Source organism: Pseudomonas sp. HN8-3, assembly GCF_020790195.1.
Lineage (GTDB): Bacteria > Pseudomonadota > Gammaproteobacteria > Pseudomonadales > Pseudomonadaceae > Aquipseudomonas > Aquipseudomonas synxantha_A.
This window is the reverse complement of the sequence record NZ_CP086206.1, coordinates 2,020,996-2,043,866: the sequence shown is the minus strand read 5'-3', so window position 1 is coordinate 2,043,866 and position 22,871 is coordinate 2,020,996. Positions and strand designations below refer to the sequence as shown.

9 protein-coding genes and 4 tRNA genes are annotated in these 22,871 nt (G+C 61.5%); 3 read left to right on the top strand and 10 right to left on the bottom strand.

From position 1 onward, the window contains the following. Positions 1 to 56 precede the first annotated feature (56 nt). The 9 genes from LJX92_RS09265 to LJX92_RS09225 all read right to left on the bottom strand — a co-directional run bounded on the left by LJX92_RS09265 (position 57) and on the right by LJX92_RS09225 (position 18,236). Positions 57 to 6,287 carry an SDR family NAD(P)-dependent oxidoreductase gene (locus LJX92_RS09265; protein ID WP_228309634.1) on the bottom strand — a complete coding sequence of 2,077 codons (6,231 nt, stop codon included), beginning with the start codon at positions 6,285 to 6,287 and terminating at the stop codon, positions 57 to 59. 141 nt (positions 6,288 to 6,428) lie between these two features. Next, positions 6,429 to 7,334, bottom strand: coding sequence for a hypothetical protein (locus tag LJX92_RS09260; RefSeq protein ID WP_228309632.1), 906 nt, complete (start codon positions 7,332 to 7,334; stop codon positions 6,429 to 6,431). Between the two features lie 33 nt (positions 7,335 to 7,367). Continuing rightward, a complete protein-coding gene (locus tag LJX92_RS09255) occupies positions 7,368 to 15,905 on the bottom strand; it encodes an SDR family NAD(P)-dependent oxidoreductase (RefSeq protein ID WP_228309631.1) in 8,538 nt (2,845 codons plus the stop codon). Next, entirely contained in the window at positions 15,902 to 17,011 is a 1,110-nt protein-coding gene (locus LJX92_RS09250; RefSeq protein WP_032877031.1) for a MupA/Atu3671 family FMN-dependent luciferase-like monooxygenase, read from the bottom strand. Before LJX92_RS09250 ends, LJX92_RS09255 begins: the two co-directional genes overlap by 4 nt. Before the next feature lie 30 nt (positions 17,012 to 17,041). Beyond that, positions 17,042 to 17,410, bottom strand: a complete 369-nt coding sequence (locus LJX92_RS09245; protein WP_032877032.1) for a putative quinol monooxygenase — start codon at positions 17,408 to 17,410, stop codon at positions 17,042 to 17,044. 306 nt (positions 17,411 to 17,716) lie between these two features. Continuing rightward, a tRNA-Asp gene (locus LJX92_RS09240) sits at positions 17,717 to 17,793 on the bottom strand. 19 nt (positions 17,794 to 17,812) lie between these two features. Then, positions 17,813 to 17,888, bottom strand: a tRNA-Val gene (locus LJX92_RS09235). A 176-nt stretch (positions 17,889 to 18,064) separates the two neighbouring features. Continuing rightward, positions 18,065 to 18,141: transfer RNA gene (locus tag LJX92_RS09230), tRNA-Asp, on the bottom strand. Between the two features lie 19 nt (positions 18,142 to 18,160). Further along, a tRNA-Val gene (locus LJX92_RS09225) sits at positions 18,161 to 18,236 on the bottom strand. 159 nt (positions 18,237 to 18,395) lie between these two features. Here LJX92_RS09225 and rdgC point away from each other — a divergent pair. From rdgC to sugE, 3 genes are all read left to right on the top strand, one after another. Continuing rightward, positions 18,396 to 19,316 carry a recombination-associated protein RdgC gene (gene rdgC / locus LJX92_RS09220; RefSeq protein WP_003172886.1) on the top strand — a complete coding sequence of 307 codons (921 nt, stop codon included), beginning with the start codon at positions 18,396 to 18,398 and terminating at the stop codon, positions 19,314 to 19,316. A gap of 166 nt (positions 19,317 to 19,482) precedes the next feature. Beyond that, complete coding sequence (locus LJX92_RS09215) at positions 19,483 to 20,442, top strand: bile acid:sodium symporter family protein (RefSeq protein WP_032877033.1); 960 nt, start codon at positions 19,483 to 19,485, stop codon at positions 20,440 to 20,442. Between the two features lie 112 nt (positions 20,443 to 20,554). Further along, positions 20,555 to 20,869: a quaternary ammonium compound efflux SMR transporter SugE gene (sugE, locus tag LJX92_RS09210; RefSeq protein WP_010211634.1), complete on the top strand. Its 315-nt coding sequence runs from the start codon at positions 20,555 to 20,557 to the stop codon at positions 20,867 to 20,869. 106 nt (positions 20,870 to 20,975) lie between these two features. Here sugE and LJX92_RS09205 read toward each other — a convergent pair whose 3' ends face one another. Continuing rightward, on the bottom strand, positions 20,976 to 22,850 hold the full coding sequence (locus LJX92_RS09205; protein ID WP_228309629.1) for an MFS transporter: 1,875 nt from the start codon (positions 22,848 to 22,850) through the stop codon (positions 20,976 to 20,978). Positions 22,851 to 22,871: the final 21 nt, after the last annotated feature.

Sequence of the window (22,871 nt, the reverse complement as noted above, 5' to 3'; positions counted from 1 at the left end):
ACTGCTCAAACCCGGGCACGGCCGCGCCCTTGAGGCGGAGCCTTGCCGCTCCACCTTCAGAATTCGCCTGCGCGTCGCCCTTGGGACTTACCACCCGGTGTATCAAGGTGCAGGCGTAGCGCACGCGCCAAGGTATGGACGTTGCCCGGGTTGAGCATCGACATATGGCCACCGTCCACCGTGGCCACATGGGGGCTCGCGGTCAGGTAGGCGCAATAGCGCGCCAGGGTGTGGGGAAGACTGCTTGCGCCGAGAATGCTTTGCGCCGCGATGATCACGCAGGTGTCGCCGGTGAAGGTGTGGGTGGGGCGATAGTCGACACTCATGGCGATCTGCGCCGCCAGCCATGCACCCGGACCCTGTGCGGGGCCCTGGTTGAGGCTGGCATCACGCATCAGCTCGCGTACCTGCTTGAGGGACACCACGGCGCCTTTGTCCTGGGCGTCCAGCAGGCGTGCGCAGAGCGGTGTATCACCCAGGAAGTAGCGCAACTGCGCGCTGGTCAACACCTCACCTTGAAGCTCTTGAGGCACATAGAAAAAGCTGTCGAGCATGAACAACTGCACCTGGCGTCCGCGTGCCTGGAGTTCAACCGCCACCTCGAAAGCCACGCTGGCCCCAAAAGAGTGTCCGAGCAAACGGACGACACCAGCGGGGCAGCGACGGGTGACGGTATGAACATGCGCAGCGACCATGCGCTGCATCGACAGATCTGGCGGTGCCTGCGTATCCAGCGGTGGGTACTCCAGCACCTGCAACTGCGCGACATCGCCAAGGGCCGCGGCCAATGCATGAAAAGACTGCGCGCCCGCACCCGCGGCGGGGAAACAGAAGAGCCCTTGCTCGCCAGCGTGATTGAGCAGCGTCACGACCGGGGCGGGCTCACGCAACGGCGACGCAGGCATGCGGCTGAGCGCGGACGCTGGCGAGTCCGCGCCCGCCAGCGAACGCCAATCCACGTCCAGGCCCTGGGACCACAGCTGCAATAACGGCAAGGTGCCGCCTTGATCCAGCCAGCCCTGCACTTGATCGGCCAGGCCTGGCAATGCCATGACGCGATTGAGCACACTGGCATCGACCTCGGCGTTACCCACTTGAGCGTAAGCGCTGTGCTCATCGGTTTGCAGATAGGCGCGCAACTGCTCGGCCAATGCCTCCAGGCTGACCACACTGAGCCCCAACCGTACGGGCATCAAGCCACTGCCGGCCTGGGTCACCCTGGCGAGGGTGTGCAGGTCCACGTCATGGTCGGCCTGGCCGTCGATCAGGTGCAACAAGTTGTCCGCCACCTGCCGTAACTGCGCCGCACTGCCGGCCGATAACAGCACCACGACCGGGCTTTGCCGGTCGGCCCGTTGCTCAGGCTCCGCCAGGGTAACCACGCGTTGAGGAGCCGGGCGCTCCTGCACCTGCGGCACCCGCAGCGAAGCCGGCTCTGCGCCATGGCGCTGCGCCTGTACCTGAGCCACCAAACCGGCCACGGTCGCATCTTCCAGAACACTCCCGGGGTCGAGTTCGACGCCGTAGGTACTGCTGATCTGTGCCAACAGTTGAGTCAGCAGTACCGAGTCGAAACCGAAGTCATGCAGATCGGTGTGCGGGTCGATATCGCCCGCGACGGTTTTCAACAATTGACACACCAATGCCACCAACTCATCGAGCAGCGCTGTATCAGCAATTACCCCACCGCCAGCGCTGGGCTGGCGCTCGATATCGGCACACGCCATCACCACCTGGATGTCGGCAATCGCGGTGGTCAATTCAACCACGTTGCCAAAAGCCTGGAACGTATCGGCGGCCAATTGGATATCGAAGCGTTCGTTGAGCAGCCCGGTCATTTGGACACTGCTCACCGAGTCCATCCCGTAGTCACTCCAGGGATCATCATCGCCGATGTCCTCCAAACGCACTTTGAGGGCCTCGGCGACCACTTCCCGCACGCCCTGGGCAACCTGCGCCCGGGTCAAGCCCGGTGCCGGCGGCTGCGATTCGGCCGTCCGCGCCCCTTGCAGGTGCGCCGCCAGTGTTTGCAGCGTCGGATGCTCAAACAGCGCCGCGGTACCCAGTTCGAGTGTGTAGGTGCGATTGATGGCGGTTGCCAGCTCGGTCAGCATCACCGAGTCAAAGCCCATGTCCGCAAATGCCGTGGTGTCGTCGATCTCTTGCGCGTCGACTTTGAGGATCTGCCCGACCAGCCCACGCAAAGTATCGCTTGGGTCCACCTGACTGCGCGGTGCCACGGCAGCGGCAACCCCCACGCCAAGCCCGGCTACCAGTGCCTCGAAGGTGGCGCCCTGCCCTGGCAGTACCAACCAGCGTGCGCCGCCTTGGTGGATGATATGGCGCAGCACCTGTAGTCCCTGCGTCGTCGCCAAAGGCCGCAGGCCGGTTGCCTTGGTCATCGCGCCCATGTGCTCAGGGCTCAACTGCATGCCTCCGTCCTCCCACAGCGGCCAGTCGATCGCGATGGTATGGCCCTGTCGAGTGCCGTCAGCCACCTGTCGATTACGATATTCAGCGAATTGATCCATGAACGCGTTGGCGCAGGCATAGTCGCTTTGACCCGCATTACCCAAGGCACCCGCGATGGAGGCAAAGGCCAGGAAGAACTCCAGGGGCTGGTCTTGCGTCGCGCAGTCCAGGTTCCACAGGCCGTCAACCTTGGGCAGCAACACCTGGCGCAGGTGCTCGGCCGATTTGTTCCTGAGCAACCCATCCTGACGACAGCCGGCGATGTGCAGCACACCCGTGAGCGATCCCACGCGAGCTGATACTTCCTGCACAAGTGCGCGTAAAGCTGTCGCGTCCGCGAGGTCGGCCGTGCGATGCAACACCTGCGCGCCCAAGCTCTCGAGTTGCTCGATATGGGCCGCCATGTCGTCATCCGGCACTCCACGCCCCACCAGTACCAGGCTCACGCCCTCTGCTGCGCGGGCGATATCCAGCGCGATGCTGCGTGCCAAGGCGCCAGAAGCTCCCGTGAGCAGGTAAACCCCCGTAGGTTTCCACGGCGCGGCACCCGGCTCGGCCGGCAGTTGTTCGTCAGGCCGGCGCTGCCAGCTGGCGCTGAACAGTTGACCATCACGACGGTGCAGGGCGAGTTCCGCATCTGCGGTGCAGGCGCTCTGCAGCAGTGGCGGCAACGCATCGCCCGGCTGCAGGTGGAGCAGTTGCACCCGCAATGAAGTTTGCTCGCGGGCAAATGATCGCAGCAGCCCGAACAACCCGGCGAACAGGCCTGAGCTATCGTCGTCGGCGACGACCAGTTGCGCCAGGCAACCTTGCCCGTCGTGCGGTAATTGGCGCAGGTGCTCGCTCAATGCTTGCGCGGCCCGGCAGTAGCGCTCAGGCAATGTCAGCCCCTGATCATCGCCGGATTCGAGCAGTACGCATTGGGCTTGGGGAAAGTGCTCGGTAACCTGGGCGGCGTGAGCTTCGCTGCCCGGGCACAGGTAAATCCGGTGAGCGTGTGAAAGGCCGGCCCAAGCAGGTTCGACAAATGCCTCAAGGCCGGGTGTCATCAAGGCCAGGCTGGGCGGCGCAGGCGCTCGTGCCATGACCCGTGAGCGCAGGCCATGCAGATGCACACAGGGCTCGCCTTGAGCGTCGAACACCTCCACATCGAAGGCAAAGCTGCCACGACCGCCACCCGATGTGTGTGCAGTAAGCCTCACCCAGGCGGGTGTGCGCCTGGAACGGCCCAGGGTCAATTGCTCCAGGGAGAAAGGCACCTGGGGCCCTTGCGATGACTCACTGCCTGTGGTGAAACCCATGGCTGCCTGCAGTGCACTGTCGAGCAGACAAGGATGCAAGCGGAACTCATCACCCGGCTTGAGGAAGTCTGGCAAGCGCACATGCCCCAGCACTTGCTCGGCGCCGCCACGCAAGGCATGCAGGCCCTGATGGCCAGGGCCATATTCGATACCCACGGCGGCAAAATGGCGATAGAACTCGGTGGTCGACGCCGCGCCTTGCGCCAGCGCCGCGAGTGCGTTCACGTCCAGGTGGGCCAGGGGGGCGGGCTCTGCAGGCACCGACGCCTGGCCGCGGCAATAGACCTGGCGCACCGGTTCGCCCCCCGGCTCACGGGTAAGCCAGGCAAAGAACTCGAACTCCCAACCGCTGCCCTTACGAGCCTGTTCCACAGCCAGGGTAAGGGTGACTGGATCGTTAAAGCACTCGAAGGGGCGCACCCACAGGATGCTGTTCAGGGCCAGGTCGGCTTGCCCAGAAACCCGCGAAAGCGCCGCCAGCGCCATTTCGAGGTAGACCACGCCCGGCAGCACCTTGCGCCCGTTGACACGGTGGTGGTCGAGAAAAAATTCGTCGCCGCAAAACTGCGCTTCAAATTGCTGGCTGTCACCTGCCGTGATCTGTCGTGACAGCAGCGGATGCGGGCCGTCGCCGGGTGCAGCGAAGCGCCCGAGCACTGCAGTCTGCGGCGCAGGTGGCACCCAGCAGCGTTCCCGAACGAACGGGTACAGCGGCAGGCTGATTCGGGCCGGCTGGAACCCTTGATACAACTGCGCCCACTCGACCTGACCGCCGCTGACCCAGTGACGCATCACCGCCTGGTTATCGTCCATGGCCGGCGATTGCACTGGCACCGCCGTTTCGCCCGCACGCAGGCGTACCGGCTTGAGCGCCTGGCCAATGAGCACGTCGGGATGCTGGGCCCCGTCTGCCAACGCAACCAAGCGTTCCTTGAGCACCTGCACTGATTGGGCCGTGAACGCGGCCCGCGCGTCCAGGGCTTCGCGGCCCACCTGCAAGGTGTAGGCAAGATCATGCAAACCCGCCAGGTCGCAGGCCAGTGGCGTTTGCTCCAGGCGCCCCAGCAACAGCGCCGCTACCGCCTGCAGGCGCTCATGCGTGCGTGCCGACAGCACGATGAGGACGTCGCTCGGCAACGTCGGTACGTGGGTGTGGGCCTGCGCCTGGGGGGAATACTCCTCGACCACCAGGTGCGCGTTCGAACCGCCGGCACCAAATGACGAAATACCTGCACGGCGCGGTTGCACAGCATCGGCGGCGCCCTTGGGTAGCCAGGGCTCCAGGGTTTGTTGGACGTGAAACGGGCTGCCGGCAAAATCAATATTGCGATTGAGCTGCGTGGAGTGCAGCGACGGCACCAACTGGCGGTGCTTGAGCTGCAACAAGACCTTGGTCAGGCCGGCTATCCCCGCGGCGCTTTCACAATGGCCGATATTCGATTTGATCGAGCCGATGGCGCAGGTTTGCGGTTCAAAGCCGTCAGCTTCGAACACGGTGCGCAAACCTTCGATTTCGATCAGGTCGCCTAGGGCCGTGCCGGTGCCATGCGCTTCTATGTAGCTCAGGTCGCTGGACGCCAGGCCGGCTTGGTGCAACGCCGAACGCACGGCCACGGCCTGGGCCGACGATTTGGGCACGGTAAACCCGGTCGCCCGTCCGCCATGGTTGATTGAACTGCCCTTTATCACTGCATGGATACGGTCGCCGTCGGCGATGGCCTGGGGCAACGGTTTGAGCAACACGGCGCCCACGCCTTCGGCCGGCACATAGCCGTCGCCCCCTTGGCCAAAGGTCTTGCAGCAACCCACACTGGACGCGAAACGGCCCTGGGCATGCAGCAGGTACTTGTTGGGATGGATCGACACATTAACGCCACCGGCAATGGCGTACTCCGACTCGCCACTGCGCAGGCTCTGACACGCCAGGTGAATAGTGGTCAGCGAGGATGAGCACATGCTGTCGAGCGTGAGGCTGGGGCCGCGAAAATCACAGAAGAATGACACGCGGTTGGCGATGGAGGCAGGCAGTGCGGCGACCAGCGTCTGTGCGGTGCTGAAGGCGGTGTATTCGGTGTACTGAACGCCAACATAGACGCCAACCCGGCCTTTGGCGCTCAAGCTCTGGCGTGTGTAGCCGGCGTCCTCGAGCACGTGGTAGGCGCACTGCAGAAACAGGCGCTCCTGCGGGTCCATGATCTCGGCTTCACGCGGTGAAATGTTGAAAAAGCGCGGATCGAATTCATCGACTCCACGCAGGAAGCCGCCCCACTTGCTGTAGGTCTTGCCGGAGACACCCTTGGATGGGTCATAGATCGCGTCGTGGTCCCAACGTTGCGAAGGGACCGTGGTAATGCAATCGCGACCCAGCTTGAGGTTTTCCCAAAGCTCCTCGATATTTTCGGCCTGGGGATAGCGGCCCGCCAGCCCGATAATCGCAATGTCGAAAGCATGCGGGTGGGTATCCGACCCGGACGCATTGCCGGCATTCTCATTGCTGTCGAAGTCTTTGACCATGTTCAGTATCGACCCTTGGAGAATTCTTGAGGAATGGCCGCCAGGCGACCCCACATCATTCTCAACTTACAAGAATTCGATCCTGACCAAACCTATGAGCGGTTATAGGTTTGCCCATACAGCCAAGGTAGCCCGCCGGTTTCAGGCATCACTCACCCGTTGCAACAATGTCTGGCAGCGCAGCCCATCGGCATTGGCAGTCAACATCACCAGGCCGCCATGCACCTGCTGCGCACGCGCCTGGTAATCGCACAGGTTGATCAGCGAATCAGCGGAAAAACAATGCCCCACCCGCGTCACGTTATCCACATACAACTGTGTACCGCTCACCCCCTGCCGGCCTTCCTTGATCTTGAGCACTGGCAGGAACACGTTGCTGCACACCACCTGTTCCAGGTCCGCCGTATTAATCTGCTGGCGGTACATAAACTGCTCATGCACCTCACGGAACAGCCGGGTGTCATCCTCCTTGGGGTCGTGTGCCAGCCCGGCATTTGACCTGGCCAGGCTGCCGAGCATCTCGAAGCCGCGGCGGCGCCCTGAAGTCACCAGGCAACTGGCAGCACCGTCACTGAACAACGCGTAATGCTGGAACCGGAAAGCTTCGTCTTCGATACGATTGGCCGAGACCACCAGCACATTGTCCAGCCCGGCCAATACCTGGGCGCGGGCGACCTCAAGGCCTGCCAACAGCATGGTGCAATCGCCCCATGTCACGCCCAGCGGGAAGGCGCGATCCAGTTGCAGCTCGCGCAGCAGCGGCAGATAGTCCACCACCTGGCCCGACTCGAAATTGCTGCTGCACACCACCAGCGCATCAATGTCACAGCCCCGTAAGCCGCTGCTGGCCAATGTGCTGGCGACTGACTCAACCAGCAGTTCGCCGACCGAGCGTGTCGTACGCCAGTAGGTGCCCCAGCCAAACACACTGGCGAAATCGGGCATGCTGTGTTGCTTGCACACCGCCTCGAAAGAAGCCGCGTCGCGATAATCATGGGCCTGTTCACCCAAGACATAGGCGGTGGAGGCCAAATAGGCAGTTCTCATCGTTACTTACCTGCGACATTCAAAGTCATGTTGCTACCGCTGCGCCAACACGTCTTCGACCACTGCGCAAGCGCTGTCAGCCGCCAAGGCGCCACTCTGCACCTGGTTCAGGATCGTATCGAGCAAGTCATCGGAGCTGTGTACAACCTGCACCCGGCGATCGACCTCATCCGCCAGGGACTTGAGCGTGGGCCAGGTGTAGATCGCGTCGGCCGCTAGTTGAATGGAAAAGTGCCGGCTGACCCCGCGCATCCATTGTGTGCCTGTGACCGAGTCCATTCCCAGGTCCAGGAACTGCGCGCCACTGCGCAACTGCCCAGGGTCGAGAAACAACAGTTCACCCAGGCTTTGCTTGAGGTAGTCCTGGATCGACTCGCGTTGCGCACTTGCCTGCGCGCCAGGCTGCGGTGCCGATGCCACTGGCTCGCGCTGGACCGGCGCAGCCGTTGCTTGAGTTGGCTGAAGCTGGGTGCCCACCCATTGCGTAAAGGCCTTGAATACCGGATAGGTATAAATGCCGTCGGCGGGAATCTTCAACTGGTAGTGCTTGTTGATTTCACGGATCCATTGCGCGGCGATCACCGAGTCCAGACCCAACTCCAGGAAGCGGCTGCCGTCGCGTATTTGGCCTGGCTCGCAATACAGCATGGCCGCCAGGCTCTGGCGCAGGAACTGTGCACATTCGTCGTCGGCCACTGGGACAACCGGCGCCGCCTTGGCCGCTAAAGGCGCGGGTTGGCTGAGTATCCGCGGCGCGGGCGGCACGATGGGTGCGCTATCAGCCACAGGCAAAGTATCCAGTGCACGCAGGCGAATCTTGCCGCCCTGCGCCACGGACGCCACAGACTCAACCGAGACCGCCACCTCACTCGGCGCCCAATAACGTTGCCGGGCAAACGGGTACGTCGGCAGGCCAAGGCGCGCTGGACGGTGCGAGTGATACAGCGGTGACCAGTCAACCGCTTCGCCTTGCACCCAGCGACGCAGGATGCCCCCCAAGTCAGCCTGGTCGAACATCTGCCGAATGGCGGCGCAGGCTTGCTCACTGGGACGCGTCGCCAGGCTGTGCGCCTCGGGAAGGCAGCCGGACCACCAGGACGGCCCCTCTAGCGCGCCATCGATAAAGGCGCGCAGCTCACGCACCAGTTCGTCGCCCGAAGTGACCAACAGCGCCACCCGCCACTCCCAGGCCTCGCGCCCCACTTGCAGCGTGTAGGCCAGGGCTTGCAGGTCTGGCTCGCGATTGGCCGCAGCGTCCAACCACCAGTCCACGAGCCGCTGCGCCACCTCCAGCAAGGCTTCGCGAGAGCGTGCAGAGAGAACGATGGGTAACGGCGCAGTCACTGTCATCGCCGCGTGAGCAGCTTGGGCCAGCGGCGCCTCGCTGACGATCAGGTGAGCATTGGCCCCGCCGGCGCCAAAGGAGGAAATGGCAGCCATGCGCAGGCCCGGGACGCCATCGGAGCCGAGCGGGCGCTCCCAGGGTGCCAGCGTACGCTGCACACGAAAGGGGGTTTCGCTGAAGTCGATATTGGGATTGAGCGTTTCAGCGTGCAGTGAGCTCACCAGCAGTCCGTGCTTCATTTGCAGCAATACCTTGGTCAACCCGGCGATGCCCGCAGCGCTTTCGCAATGACCGATATTGGACTTGACCGACCCCAAGGCGCAGAACTGCCGGTCCGGCGTGTAAGCCCGCCACGCACGGGACAGGCCGGCCACCTCGATCGGGTCGCCCAACACCGTACCCGTGCCGTGAGCTTCTACATAACCGATCTGCCGCGGCTGCACGTTCGCCTGGCGCAAGGCACGGCTGATCACCGCGGCCTGGGCTGCCGGATTAGGCACTGCATAACCGTTGGTTCGCCCGCCATGGTTGATGGCACTCCCGCGAATCACTCCATAAATACGGTCGCCATCGGCCTGGGCCTGATGCAGCGGTTTAAGCAGTACAGCCCCCACACCCTCACTGGGCACGTAACCGCTGCCACTGGCACCGAAGCTTTCACAGCGGCCACGTCGGGAGGCAAATTTGCCTGCCCCCAGCATGAGGAACTTGGCGGGGTGAATCGATACATTCACGCCTCCGGCCAGCGCTACTTGGCATTCGCCACTGTGCAGGCTCTGGCAGGCCAGGTGAATAGTCGTCAGTGAGGACGCACACATCGCATCGATGGCCATGCTTGGCCCATGGAAACCGTTGACGAACGAAACGCGATTGGCAATCGACGATGGGCTCATGGACAGCACCAGCGGCCGCCCCTCGGCAGTCTGTTGCGCCCCATACAGTTGGTACTCTTCGTACGTTACGCCGACGAATACACCGACCATGCCCTCGGCATCTTCGTGACGGGCGCTGGCTGCCAGGCCCTGGCGGGTATAACCGGCGTCTTCAATGGCCTCGTGAGCGGTCTGCAGGAACAAGCGCTCCTGGGGCTCCATGGCCATCGCTTCACGCGGCGAGATACCGAAAAACGCCGGATCAAATTCAGCCACTCCATCAATGAACCCGCCCCAGCGCGCGTAGGTCTTGCCCGGCGCGTCTTCATCAGCGCTGTAATAACGGGAGTGGTCCCAGCGCTCGGTGGGAATCTCACTGATACAGTCGCGCCCTTGGCTGAGTACCTGCCAAAACTCTTCCAGGGTGCGGGCCTGGGGATAGCGCCCGGCAAGGCCGATGATGGCGACGTCAAAGCGTTGCGACGTCTCCTTGGCGGATGCAGGCGATTGCGCGGCGTCGGCAGGCACGGGGTCGTGGCTGGCAATACCGGCCACCCGCGCCTCATCGGGGCCTGACGCCAGCGTGCCCGCTACGTCGGCGACCAGCGCCACCAACGTCGATGCATGCTCGCGACACAGGTATGCGGCCAAGGCGCGCAGCGTCGAATACTCAAAGAACAAGGTTTTGGGCAGCGCGCCGAATTGCGCCTCCAGCGCGGCGGTGATCGTCATGACCATCATCGAGTCCAGCCCGTAGCGCTCCAGCGGCTCATCACTGTCCAGACGATCCTCCGGCCATTGCACCACAGGGGATAGCACCCGTTTGAGCACTTGCAACGCATGCTCGAGCAGCACTTGCGCTGAGGCGGTGCCGGCCACGGCACGCGGCGCAGTGCCGGCGCGTGGCTGGGCAGGCAGGTGGGCCACCAAATCGTCGAGGCAACGCACTTGCCGATAAACCAATGGCGACACCTCAAGCCCGCATTCGCGCTCAAGTGCCTGGATCAATTGATTAAAGCGCGCCTGATCCAACCCATAGCTATCAAAGTCGTGGTCACCCTCAAGCTCGCTGGTCGCGATGCCGAGCACTTGCCCCGCCAACCTTTTCACCACGTCAAGCATGCGTGTATCAGCGGGCAGCGTCGCCTCGTTCGACAGCGGATGCAGACGCCGGCGCAGGCGCTGTTCATCCCCTTCTATCACCACGATTCGGCACGCATCACTGTCCATCACTTGATGAAACGCCGCAACGCCGTGTTCGCGACTCAACGGGATCATGCCCGACTCACGCTCCAGCAACGCACTGGCCTGTGCATCCAATTGCATCCCGCCGTCGCGCCACAGCCCCCAGGCAATCGAAACGGTTCGGCCTCGACGCTCGCCCATCTGGACCTGCTGGGTGCGCTGTTCGGCGAACCCATCCATGAAGCCGTTGGCCGCCGCGTAGAACGCCTGGCCCGGGTGCCCGACGGCTGCCGCGGCGGATGAAAACAGCACGAAACAGTCCAGGTCGCAGTGACGCGTCGCCTGATCGATCGACCAGGTACCGCCCACCTTGGCCGCCAGCACCCCATCGCCGTGTTGGTGTTTGAAATTACGCAAGAACTCATCGTGCAGCGTTCCTGCACAATGCAGCACACCATTGAGCGCACCGTACTGGGCTTGCACATCAGCCACGAGCCGTTCGGTAGCCGCCTCGTCACTGATATCGACTTGCTCATAGCTGACCTGGCCGCCCATGCGCCGCAGGGCATCCAGCCGATCCTGGCCGGCCTGGCCCAAGGGGGAGCGCCCCACCAGTACCACGGTTGCGCCTTCGACACGGCTGAGAATATCGGCGGCGAAACACTGCGCCAACCCGCCCATTCCCCCTGTGAGCAGATAGACACCCGCGTTCTTCCACCTACAGCGGTGCGTATCATCCAGTACTGTCGCCTGCGTCCACTGACGGGCATGGCCACCTTGAGCGTCGAACCGCAACCACGGATGAACCTCCAGGGCCGCAGCCTGCTCCACGGCGTGCCGAACCTGCGTAAAAGTGAAGCTCTGGTCGATTTCAACCAACTGCGTTCGCAGCTTGCTGCTTTCAAGTTGCGCCGACCTCAGCAGCCCATGAATGCCACTCAGCCACGCAGACCGATTGACGGGTATTACCACTTGTACCGAGATAACTTCGTGCGCCGCATCGACAATGATCTGGCGCAAATGCTCAGCAATTTGCCCGACACAGTGCACGTAGCGTTCTGTCGGCAAGCCCTTTGGCGTCAGCACCTGCCACCCTGGATGATCCGACCGTTCTCCAGGCCACTCACACAGGATGACGTGGCGCCGCCGAGGCGCCGCCGCCGCAGGTGAGGCCTGCACCGGCTGCCAGCGCGGGCGCACCAATAATGTCGCGGCGGTGGTAGGTGGTACGGGCGCCCTGCCAGGCTGCGCCGGGGGCCGGGCCACGCTGCCAAGCGGCACCAGTTGCGGTGCCCTGGGGATGGGTTCACGGTCGAACGAATAGCCCGGCAAACTGATACGACGGGCAGTACCCGGCGCCACCAGGCGCGCCCAGTCGATCACCTCCCCCGCTCTCCATAACTGGGCTAATTGCGCCCATTTGCTCTCGGCATACCACTGATCAAGCAACGTCAGCGCTGATTCATCTTGACCGAACAAACTCAGGCGGTCGGCGTCCTTGAGCGTCGTGGACTGCACGCCCGGGTGGGCCTCACCGGCACAATAGCGACGCAATGCATCCATGAGGTCGGCAGTCGAGGTGGCGATGCAACTCAATCGCGCATTCATGGCCTGGCGGCCCACCTGCAGCGTGTAGGCAATGTCACGCAAGGGCAGCGACGGATTGCGTTCCAGAAACACTAACAAGGTGTCCACTTGTCGTACAAGTGCAGCCTCATGGCGTGCCGAAAGGACAATCAGGTAGTCGGCCCGCACATCTTCGGCGGGTTCGGCACGCACAGGGGCCTGGCGCAGGATCACGTGGGCATTGGCACCGCCGGCACCGAAGGATGACAGGCATGCAATGCGCTCTTGCGCGCCCTCGCCGTCGACGTCCCACGGTTCCAGCGCCTGAGGCACGCGAAAAGGCGAGAGGCTGGCGTCGATATCCGGGTTCATCTGCTGCGAATGCAGCGACGGCGCGATTTGCCCGTGGCGCATCTGCAGGAGGACCTTGCTCAGGCCGGCAATACCAGCCGCAGCTTCAAGATGGCCGATGTTGCTCTTGACCGACCCCAGGCGACAGAAGCCGGTGCGCTCGGTGTCCTGGCGAAACGCCTCGACCAGGCCGCGAAATTCGATGGGATCGCCCAGCGCCGTACCGGTGCCGTGGGCCTCCACATAGGTAACCTGGTCAGCACTGACGCCGGCCCGGTCCAATGCCAGGCGAATCATGGCGCGCTGGGCTTCGGGGTTGGGCACCGTGTAGCCATTGGCTTTGCCGCCATGGTTGACCGCACTGGCGGCGATGACGCCGTGAACCATATCACCGTCCGCCAGCGCGCGTTCCAGCGGCTTTAGCAACAGCGCCCCCACTCCTTCGCCGGGAACAAACCCATTGGCCCCCGCACCGAACGCTCGCGACTTGCCATCGGCGGATAACACGCCCAGTCGTGCGAACTCGGCAAAGGTGGAAGGGTGGGTGTAGGCATTGACGCCACCGACAACCGCCACGGTGCACTCGCCTGCCTGCAAGTGCAGGCAGGCCTCATGCACCGCGGTCAGCGAAGAAGAACAGGCGGTATCCACGGGCAGGCTAGGCCCGGTAAACCCGAAGCGATAAGACACGCGGTTGGCGATCGAAAAAAACGAATCTTTATAGTTATCGTGCCCGGCCTTGGACACTCCCACGAATACGCCGACCTTCTCCTGCTCCAGAGACGCAGGCGTATACCCGGCATCTTCCAGGGCATGCCATGCGCACTGGATGAATTGACGTTCCTTGGGGTGCATGTAGGTAGCTTCGGCCAGGGAAAAGTTAAAGAACATTGGGTCGAAGTCATCCAGGCCTTCGATGAAACCACCCCATTTACCGTAGCTTTTACCCTCTTGGATCGCACGCTGGCGGTCCGCGTTAAAATGCTCGTCAAGGCTCCAGCGTTGCTCGGGCACGGTTTCGATGCAGTCCCCTGCGTTTGCCAGGCAATCCCAGAACGCCGACAAATCCGCTGACTTGGGATATACCCCGGCCATGCCGATTATCGCGATCTGCCCACGCGCGCCCGGACTGGGCAGGTGGTAAGGGGCGGCAATGCGCTGCGCAGGCGCGCAAGCCAGCCAGGCCACCAGTCGCGCCGGCGTAGCGTGCTCGAACAGTACCGCTGGCTCGACCACGATGTCCTGGTCGCGCATATGCCGGCAGAGTTGACGCACCATCATCGAATCAAAACCCAACTCACTGAACTGCGCGTCCAGATCCAGTGATGCCGCAGGCTGTTCCAGCGCTTGGGCCAATGCTTCACGTACCGCTTGCTCGGCGGCGTCCGGGCTCCAGGCTCGGCGCCCTGTACGCGATGTACCAGGAGCCGGATACGCCGCCATGGGTGCAGGCGCGTCATACCAGAACGACTGGGTATCAAAGGGGGTCGTCGGCAGGGGCACCCGTGGTGCGCGGGTGGCCTTCGCCATCGGGCGCTCACCCGCCAGCCAGAGCTCGGCCCAAGGGTCAAGCGCCGCGTCCGTAGGCGCTGCGACGTCCTTGGCGAAGACAACTGCGCCCGTAAGATCGCCCGTGTGTAACTGGGCTAGCACATCGAGCAAGCCTGGGCGCTCCATGGCCACGATGACCACGGCGGCGGCAAATTTCTCGCGCCCGAATTTGAGCGTGTCGCTGACACTTTCCAGGCACAGCGTCGGCTCATCGATCAAGGCCTGGTGCATTTGTGCCGCGAGCAGCGCCAGCAGCGCCGGGGTCGGCGCGCTAAGGGGGAACAGCAATGGGGCCTGACTCGGCACCACACGACCGGGCGCTTGGTGCACGTATTCTTCGACTAAAATGTGTGCGTTGTTTCCGCCTGCGCCATAGGAATGCAAACCCGCCAGGCGCGGGGTAGCCTGGCGTGGCCAATCAACGGTATGGGTAGCGAGCCTGCAAGGCTGTCCGGCGGTATGCAGGTGGAGATTGGGCTGCTCAAAGTCGAGGATTTTATGAATCTTTTCGGTCTGCAAGCTGCGGATGATCTTGAATAGCGCGCCAATAGCTGAAGCGGCATGCATATGTCCGCTCATCGGCTTGAGCGTGCTGATAGCGCACTGGCCTTCCTGCAACTGCACGCCTTGCTCCCGTCCCAAGGCCAGCAAGCCATGATTAAGGGCATCCCACTCAGCGATATCTGCCACGGGGTTGCCCATGCCCTGGGCTTCGATGTAGCTGACGTGGCGTGGATCGATCCCCGCCCGTCGGTAGCAATCCTGTACCAGGCTTGAATGTGCGGACACACTGGGCGCAGCGATTGACGCCGCGTCGCCGCCGTTGTAATTGACCGCCGTATTGCGGATCAGCCCATAAATATGATCGCCGTCGGCCTCAGCCTTCGACAACGGCTTGAGCAACAGGCTGCACACGCCTTCGCCGCGCAGGTAGCCGTCAGCGCCGGCGCCGAAGGATCTCACGGTCGGTTCGGGGCTCATTTGCCCGCTTTGCGACAACGTCACGAACACGTCCGGGCGCAGCAGCAAGTTGCAGGCACCGACGATCGCAGCATTGATCTGGCCACTGCGCAGCGCGGTGACCGCGTGATGAAGCGCGACGGCACCGCCGGCACACATCGCATCGATTCGTTCGCTTGGCCCACGCAGGTCATAGAAATGTGACACCCGGTTGGCGAGCATACTGGCCGCCTGGTCCAGCCCTTCGCCGGGATCAATCTGGGCCTGGAGTAGGTTGAGGTGGTATTCGTTACGCTCGGCGGCGATAAATACACCGGTGGCCGAGCCTTTCCAGTCAGTGTGGCGATAACCGGCGTCTTCAAACGTCTGGCGCACCGACATCAGCAACAAGCGTTGTTGCGGATCCATCTTGCGCGCCTCCGCCGGCAACATGCCAAAAAAGACCGGATCGAATTGATCGATGGCGGGTATAAACCCGCCCCAACGGGTGCGCATTTTCCCTTCTTCAATATTCGATCCGGCGTACCAGGACGTGAAGTCAAAGCGCGTCGCCGGGATCTCCTCGATCAACGAACGATCATCATCCAGCGCCTGCCAGAACTGACGTACGCTAGCCGACTGCGCGACGTTGGCGGACAACCCGATGATCGCCACCGGTTCAGGAAAGGACGGGGCAGGCTGGGCCTTGAGCGAGGCATTGATGGCGGCGGCGAGGCGAGCTTTCTTGCGTTCGATATTCACTGTGCTGACCGCTCCTGGAACGAGGCTACGAGTTGTTCAAGGTAGGGCAAGGACTGATGCACCACGGCGTAGTCCACGCCGAAATCCATCAGGCAGGCAATCTCATCGACGCCGGTCTCAAGCACTTGGCCGACTCGATACCGAACCTCATCGACCGTACCGAACAACGCGCCGGTTTCGTAATACCGCTCAAATGCGTATTGCAGGACGTTTTCCTGCTCTGTGGCATCCAGGGGACGACCGTCAGGCGTCGCCCGTGCTTTCATGTGGGCTACCAGTGAGCTGCGGATATAGTCTTTGAACGGTGCTTCGACGGCTCGGCGAACCCAGGCGCTATCGGGCCCGACCAGGGTATGCAGCATAAGGGTGACGCGCCCGGAAGCCGGGTCGAATCCCGCATCGCGGCGCGCTTGGCGATAAAGCCCAATTTTTTCGGCCAGGTCCGGCAGGTCAATGCCGTACAACATCGTGAAGACGTTGAAACCCGCCTTGCCAGCGGCAATGAACGACTCTGTATTCTGCGCTACCAGGATCCAGACATTCAGGCTGGTCTGTAGGGGACGGGGAAAGGTGACGACCGACACTGGATCGCCACCAGGCCCCGGGAATGAAAGGCGCTCACCCGCCCATAAGCGACGTACCTGCTCGATGCGTTGCCACATCACCTCGCGCCGGTCCTCGTAGGCGTGCGGCGCCAAGAGAAAATCAGGCCGGCTCCAACCTGAGCCGAACCCAAGGTCTACCCTTCCGCCAGAGAGTACATCGTTCATCGACCAACTTTCGACCACGCGCGCCGGGTGATGCAGGGGCAAACTGATGCCTGCGGTGCGAAAACGAATGTGTCGGGTTTGGGGGATGAGTGACGCCGCCATTACTGCGGAATCGGGGTAAATCGCGCCAAACTCGTGGAAATGACGCTCAGGAAAATACACGGCCTCAAAACCCTGCGCATCGCCAAACAACGTCAACGACCGAGCGAACTCATATTTCTCGCTGGCGCTGATGTCTTCGCGCACATCGGAAAAAAACAACAGGCTGAAGGCAGGCTGACGCGGCGCACGCGCAGCGTTCGTCACACCCAGGCCGAGTAATTGTTCAACTGACATGTCTTGAGGCCTCTTGTAGATACATCGGGTTCACGCCACCACAGACGGTCGGCTGAAACACTGTTCCAGTTCGAAGAACTGCGGCTTCATAAACGCCAGGGGGCCACGTAACTTGTCCAGCTCCTCTCGGGGCCCATGCACTTCATAGCGAACAATTGAAGCCAGGTGAAACGCCTCGGAATTCAGCTCAGCGATATTGACCAAGTGGTTCAAAAGCCCTTGGGCATCGCTGTAGACCTCCCGGCAATGGCCTTGGGTGCCATTGAAGCTGAAACCGTAGTACAGGCATCCGGGCTCTTTAGAGGTCTTTTCGATAAACACGGCGCAATACGCCTTGAACGCTTCAAGGTGACGTTCGGGGATTTCGAAATAAGGCATGGCCATGCAGGTGCGATTCATCTTCGGCCGTTCCGTTAGAACCAATGTCCACGAGACCTTACCGCAGCAAGACGAACTGGCACTCCTATCAGCACTTAGGATTGACAAGGTTCTTCAATAGGGATAGAGGCTGCGCACGAACCCTGAAGGCGTGACGATTGACAGCGCAGGATTGGCGACCCAAATAAGACGATGAGGACGCTAGGATGGGCGAGCGAACGCTATGGTTGGAGAGGAACGGCGAGAAAAAATCCGGGCACAAAAAAAGCGGCCAATGGCCGCTTTGTTCGTAGTTTCCAGGTGTTCAGTGGGCCTGGAAGCAAAATATGGCGCAGCGGACGGGACTCGAACCCGCGACCCCCGGCGTGACAGGCCGGTATTCTAACCGACTGAACTACCGCTGCGCGTAACACTTGAAGCGAATGGTGGGTGATGACGGGATCGAACCGCCGACCCTCTGCTTGTAAGGCAGATGCTCTCCCAGCTGAGCTAATCACCCTTCGTTTCGGTGTGGGCGCATCATACACCAAAAAATCGTAATGTCTTGATTTAAATGCAATTTATTTAAAAAAAGTTCCGCGTACGATTTTTTGCCATATTCCGGACAAAGAAAAGCCCGCGATTAAGCGGGCTTTCTGTGGTGACCTGGCGTTCAGCGTTCCAGGTGACCGAATATGGCGCAGCGGACGGGACTCGAACCCGCGACCCCCGGCGTGACAGGCCGGTATTCTAACCGACTGAACTACCGCTGCGCGTAACACATGAAGCGAATGGTGGGTGATGACGGGATCGAACCGCCGACCCTCTGCTTGTAAGGCAGATGCTCTCCCAGCTGAGCTAATCACCCTTCGTTTCGGTGTGGCGCGCATTCTACGTAGCGACCCCATGTCTGGCAAGCACTTTCTTAAATCTTTTTTTTCAGCCCTTCCAATGGCTTAGGCAGGGTTGGCCTACGGCGTGATCAAGAGAATAATGCCCCCCTTTGTATAGAGGAGAGACTCACCCCATGTGGTTCAAGAACCTGCTTATCTATCGCCTGACCCAAGATCTGCCTGTTGATGCCGAGGCGTTGGAAGCGGCCATGGCCACCAAGCTGGCGCGCCCGTGTGCAAGCCAGGAGTTGACCACTTACGGTTTCGTTGCACCCTTCGGTAAAGGTGAAGACGCTCCCCTGGTTCACGTCAGCGGAGATTTTTTGCTGATCGCCGCGCGCAAGGAAGAACGCATCCTGCCAGGTAGCGTGGTGCGTGACGCACTGAAAGAGAAAGTCGAAGAGATCGAAGCCGAGCAAATGCGCAAGGTCTATAAGAAGGAGCGCGACCAGATCAAGGATGAAATCATCCAGGCCTTCCTGCCGCGTGCCTTTATTCGTCGCTCGTCGACCTTTGCTGCGATCGCGCCGAAACAGGGCCTGATCCTGGTCAACTCGGCCAGTCCCAAGCGTGCTGAAGATCTGCTGTCGACCTTGCGTGAAGTGATCGGCACCCTGCCCGTCCGTCCGCTGACGGTAAAAACCGCACCGACCGCAATCATGACCGACTGGGTCACTACCCAGAAACCGGCCGATGACTTCTTCGTCCTCGACGAATGCGAACTGCGCGACACCCATGAAGACGGCGGCATCGTGCGCTGCAAGCGCCAGGACCTGACCGGCGAAGAGATCCAACTGCACCTTACCACCGGCAAGGTCGTGACCCAACTGTCCTTGGCGTGGCAGGACAAGCTGTCCTTCATGCTCGATGACAAGATGACCGTCAAACGCCTGAAATTCGAAGACCTGCTGCAAGACCAGGCGGAACAGGACGGCGGCGACGAAGCCCTGGGCCAACTGGATGCCAGCTTTACCTTGATGATGCTGACCTTCGGTGAGTTCCTGCCGGCGTTGGTGGAAGCGCTGGGCGGGGAAGAAACCCCACAGGGCATCTAAACAACACCGATCCAATGTGGGCACGGTCAGTGTGGGAGCTGGCTTGCCTGCGATAACGGAGTGTCAGCCAGAGTAGTGCCGACTGATACACCGCTATCGCAGGCAAGCCAGCTCCCACATTTGATCGCGTCGCCCTATTCAACACTCTAATAACAAGGACATCCCCATGCGTGCACTCGCTGCCTTGAGCCGCTTCGTCGGCAATACCTTCGCCTACTGGGTGTTGATATTTGCCGTGCTCGCCTTCCTCGAACCCAGCTGGTTCATCGGCCTGAAAAGCGCCATCGTCCCGCTGCTGGGCCTGGTGATGTTCGGCATGGGGCTGACCTTGAAACTTGAAGACTTCGCCGAAGTCGCTCGCCATCCATGGCGCGTGGCCTTGGGCGTGGTCGCGCATTTTGTGATCATGCCGGGCGTGGCATGGTTGTTGTGCCAGGTCTTTCACCTGCCGCCGGAAATTGCCGTCGGCGTGATCCTGGTCGGCTGCTGCCCAAGCGGCACCTCGTCCAACGTGATGACCTGGCTGGCCCGCGGCGACCTGGCGTTGTCGGTGGCGATTGCCGCCGTCACCACCCTCCTCGCCCCACTGCTCACACCTGCGTTGATCTGGCTACTGGCCTCGGCCTGGCTGCCGGTATCGTTCATGGAGCTGTTCTGGTCGATCCTGCAAGTGGTGCTGCTGCCGATTGTGCTCGGCGTGGTGGCGCAACGGGTGCTGGGCGAGCGGGTTCGTCATGCGGTGGACGTGCTGCCGCTGGTGTCGGTGGTCAGTATTGTGATCATCGTCGCGGCCGTGGTTGCCGCAAGCCAGGCGAAGATCGCCGAATCGGGCCTGCTGATCATGGCGGTGGTGATGCTGCACAACAGCTTCGGTTACCTGCTGGGCTACTTCACCGGGCGCTTGTTCAAGTTGCCGCTGGCGCAACGCAAGTCGTTGGCGTTGGAAGTCGGTATGCAGAACTCCGGGCTGGGTGCCGCGCTGGCCAGTGCGCACTTTTCGCCGCTGGCGGCGGTTCCCAGTGCGTTGTTCAGTGTCTGGCACAATATTTCCGGCGCATTGCTGTCGACGTATTTCCGCCGCATGAGCGAAAAGGAAGACCGTCGCGCCCTGGAAACCGCCCCGTAAGCTTGATCGCCTGATCCGTTTTCGGCACTCTACCAAGCTTCGCGAGGACGACCTCGCGACGCTATCAGGCGCTTACCAGGGGACGACCCCACTTTGTAGAAGCGAGGTCATCATGTCCTGGATCATTCTGTTTTTTGCCGGGTTGTTTGAAGTTGGCTGGGCCGTCGGCCTGAAATACACCGACGGTTTCAGCAAGCCACTGCCCACCGCCCTGACGATTGCCGCCATGGCCGTCAGCCTTGGGTTGCTGGGGCTGGCCATGAAAGAGTTGCCGCTGGGCACCGCCTATGCGATCTGGACCGGCGTCGGTGCCGTGGGCACCGTGATTGCCGGGATTATCCTGTTTGGGGAGTCCATGGCGTTGTTTCGGTTGGCGAGTGTGGCGTTGATTATTTGCGGGCTGATTGGGCTCAAAATTTCCACTTAAGCCACTACGCTATCGCAGGCAAGCCAGCTCCCACATTTGACTGTATTCACAATTCAAAAGGTGGGAGCTGGCTTGCCTGCGATGAGGCACTGACAAACAACGAAAACTACCTGACACTCCCCCGCAAACCACCCACTACTGCCTGCAACTGCACTGGCGTTGCCGCCTCCACAACAATCGGCTCACCCGCCACCAACACCACCCGCGACCAGATCCGATGAAAGAAGCCCTTGTGCGGATCGCGACTGAAGAAACTCCCCCACAGCCCCTGCAACGCCATCGGAATCACCGGCACCGGTGTCTCCTCCAGAATGCGCGTCACCCCACCACGAAATTCATTGATCTCGCCATCGGCTGTCAGCTTGCCTTCCGGGAAGATGCACACCAACTCACCTTCCTTCAGATACTGGGCAATCCGCGCGAACGCCTGTTCGTAGATCTCCATATCCTCATGGCGCCCGGCAATCGGAATCGCCCCGGCGGTGCGGAAGATAAAGTTGAGTACCGGCAAACGGTAGATCTTGTAGTACATGACAAAGCGAATCGGCCGACGCACCGCGCCGCCGATCAACAGCGCATCGACAAACGACACATGGTTGCACACCAGCAACGCCGCGCCTTCATCCGGAATAGCCTCCAGGTTGCGATGCTCCACGCGGTACATGGAATGGCTGAGCAGCCAGATCATGAAGCGCATGGTGAATTCGGGGACGATCCTGAAGATGTAGGTGTTGACCGCAATATTGAGCAGCGACACCACCAGGAACAACTCGGGGATCGACAGCTTGGCCACGCTCAACAGCAGGATCGAAACGATGGCCGAGACCACCATGAACAATGCGTTGAGAATGTTGTTGGCCGCGATAACCCGTGCCCGTTCGTTCTCGGCAGTGCGCGATTGGATCAGCGCATACAGCGGCACAATATAGAAGCCACCGAATACGCCCAGGCCGAGGATATCGAACAACACCCACCAGGCCTGGCCGTAGCTGAGCACCGCGAGCCAATCGTTGGCCTGGACGTTCTGCGGGAAGCCGCCGGAGTGCCACCACAGGAGCAGGCCGAACACCGTCAGGCCAAACGAGCCGAAAGGCACCAGGCCGATTTCCACCTTACGCCCGGAAAGCTTTTCGCACAGCATCGAGCCCAGGGCGATGCCCACGGAGAAAACTGTGAGGATCAGGGTCACCACGGTTTCGTCGCCGTACAACCACTCCTTGGCGTACGCCGGGATTTGCGTGAGATAGATCGCACCGACAAACCAGAACCACGAGTTGCCGACAATGGAACGCGACACCGCCGGCGTCTGCCCCAGGCCCATGCGCAACGTCGCCCAGGACTGGGTGAAGATATTCCAGTCCAGGCGCAGTTGCGGCGTCGAAGCCGCCGCGCGCGGGATGCTGCGGCTGGCGAGGTAACCCAGCACCGCCACGCCGACAATCGCCACCGCCACCACCGGCGCGTAATGGGTGGAAGACATCATGATCCCGGCACCAATGGTGCCGGCCAGGATCGCCAGGAACGTGCCCATTTCCACCAGGCCGTTACCGCCGACCAGCTCGTCGTCGTGCAATGCCTGAGGCATGATCGAGTACTTCACCGGGCCGAAGAGCGCCGAGTGGGTGCCCATGGCAAACAGCGCCAACAGCATCAATTCAAGATGATTGGTCAGGAAGCCCGCCGCGCCGACGGCCATGATCACGATCTCGCCGATCTTGATCGCACGGATCAACGCGTCCTTGTTGAATTTCTCGCCAAACTGTCCGGCCAGTGCCGAGAACAAAAAGAACGGCAGGATAAACAACAAGGCGCACAGGTTGACCCAGATAGAGCGGTCGCCCTCGATGCTGAGCTTGTAAAGGATGGCCAGGATCAGCGATTGCTTGAAGATGTTATCGTTGAACGCGCCCAGCAACTGGGTGATGAAAAACGGCAAGAAACGCCGTGTGCGCAGCAAGGTGAATTGGGAAGGATGGCTCATCGTCGTCCGTGTTCCTGCGTG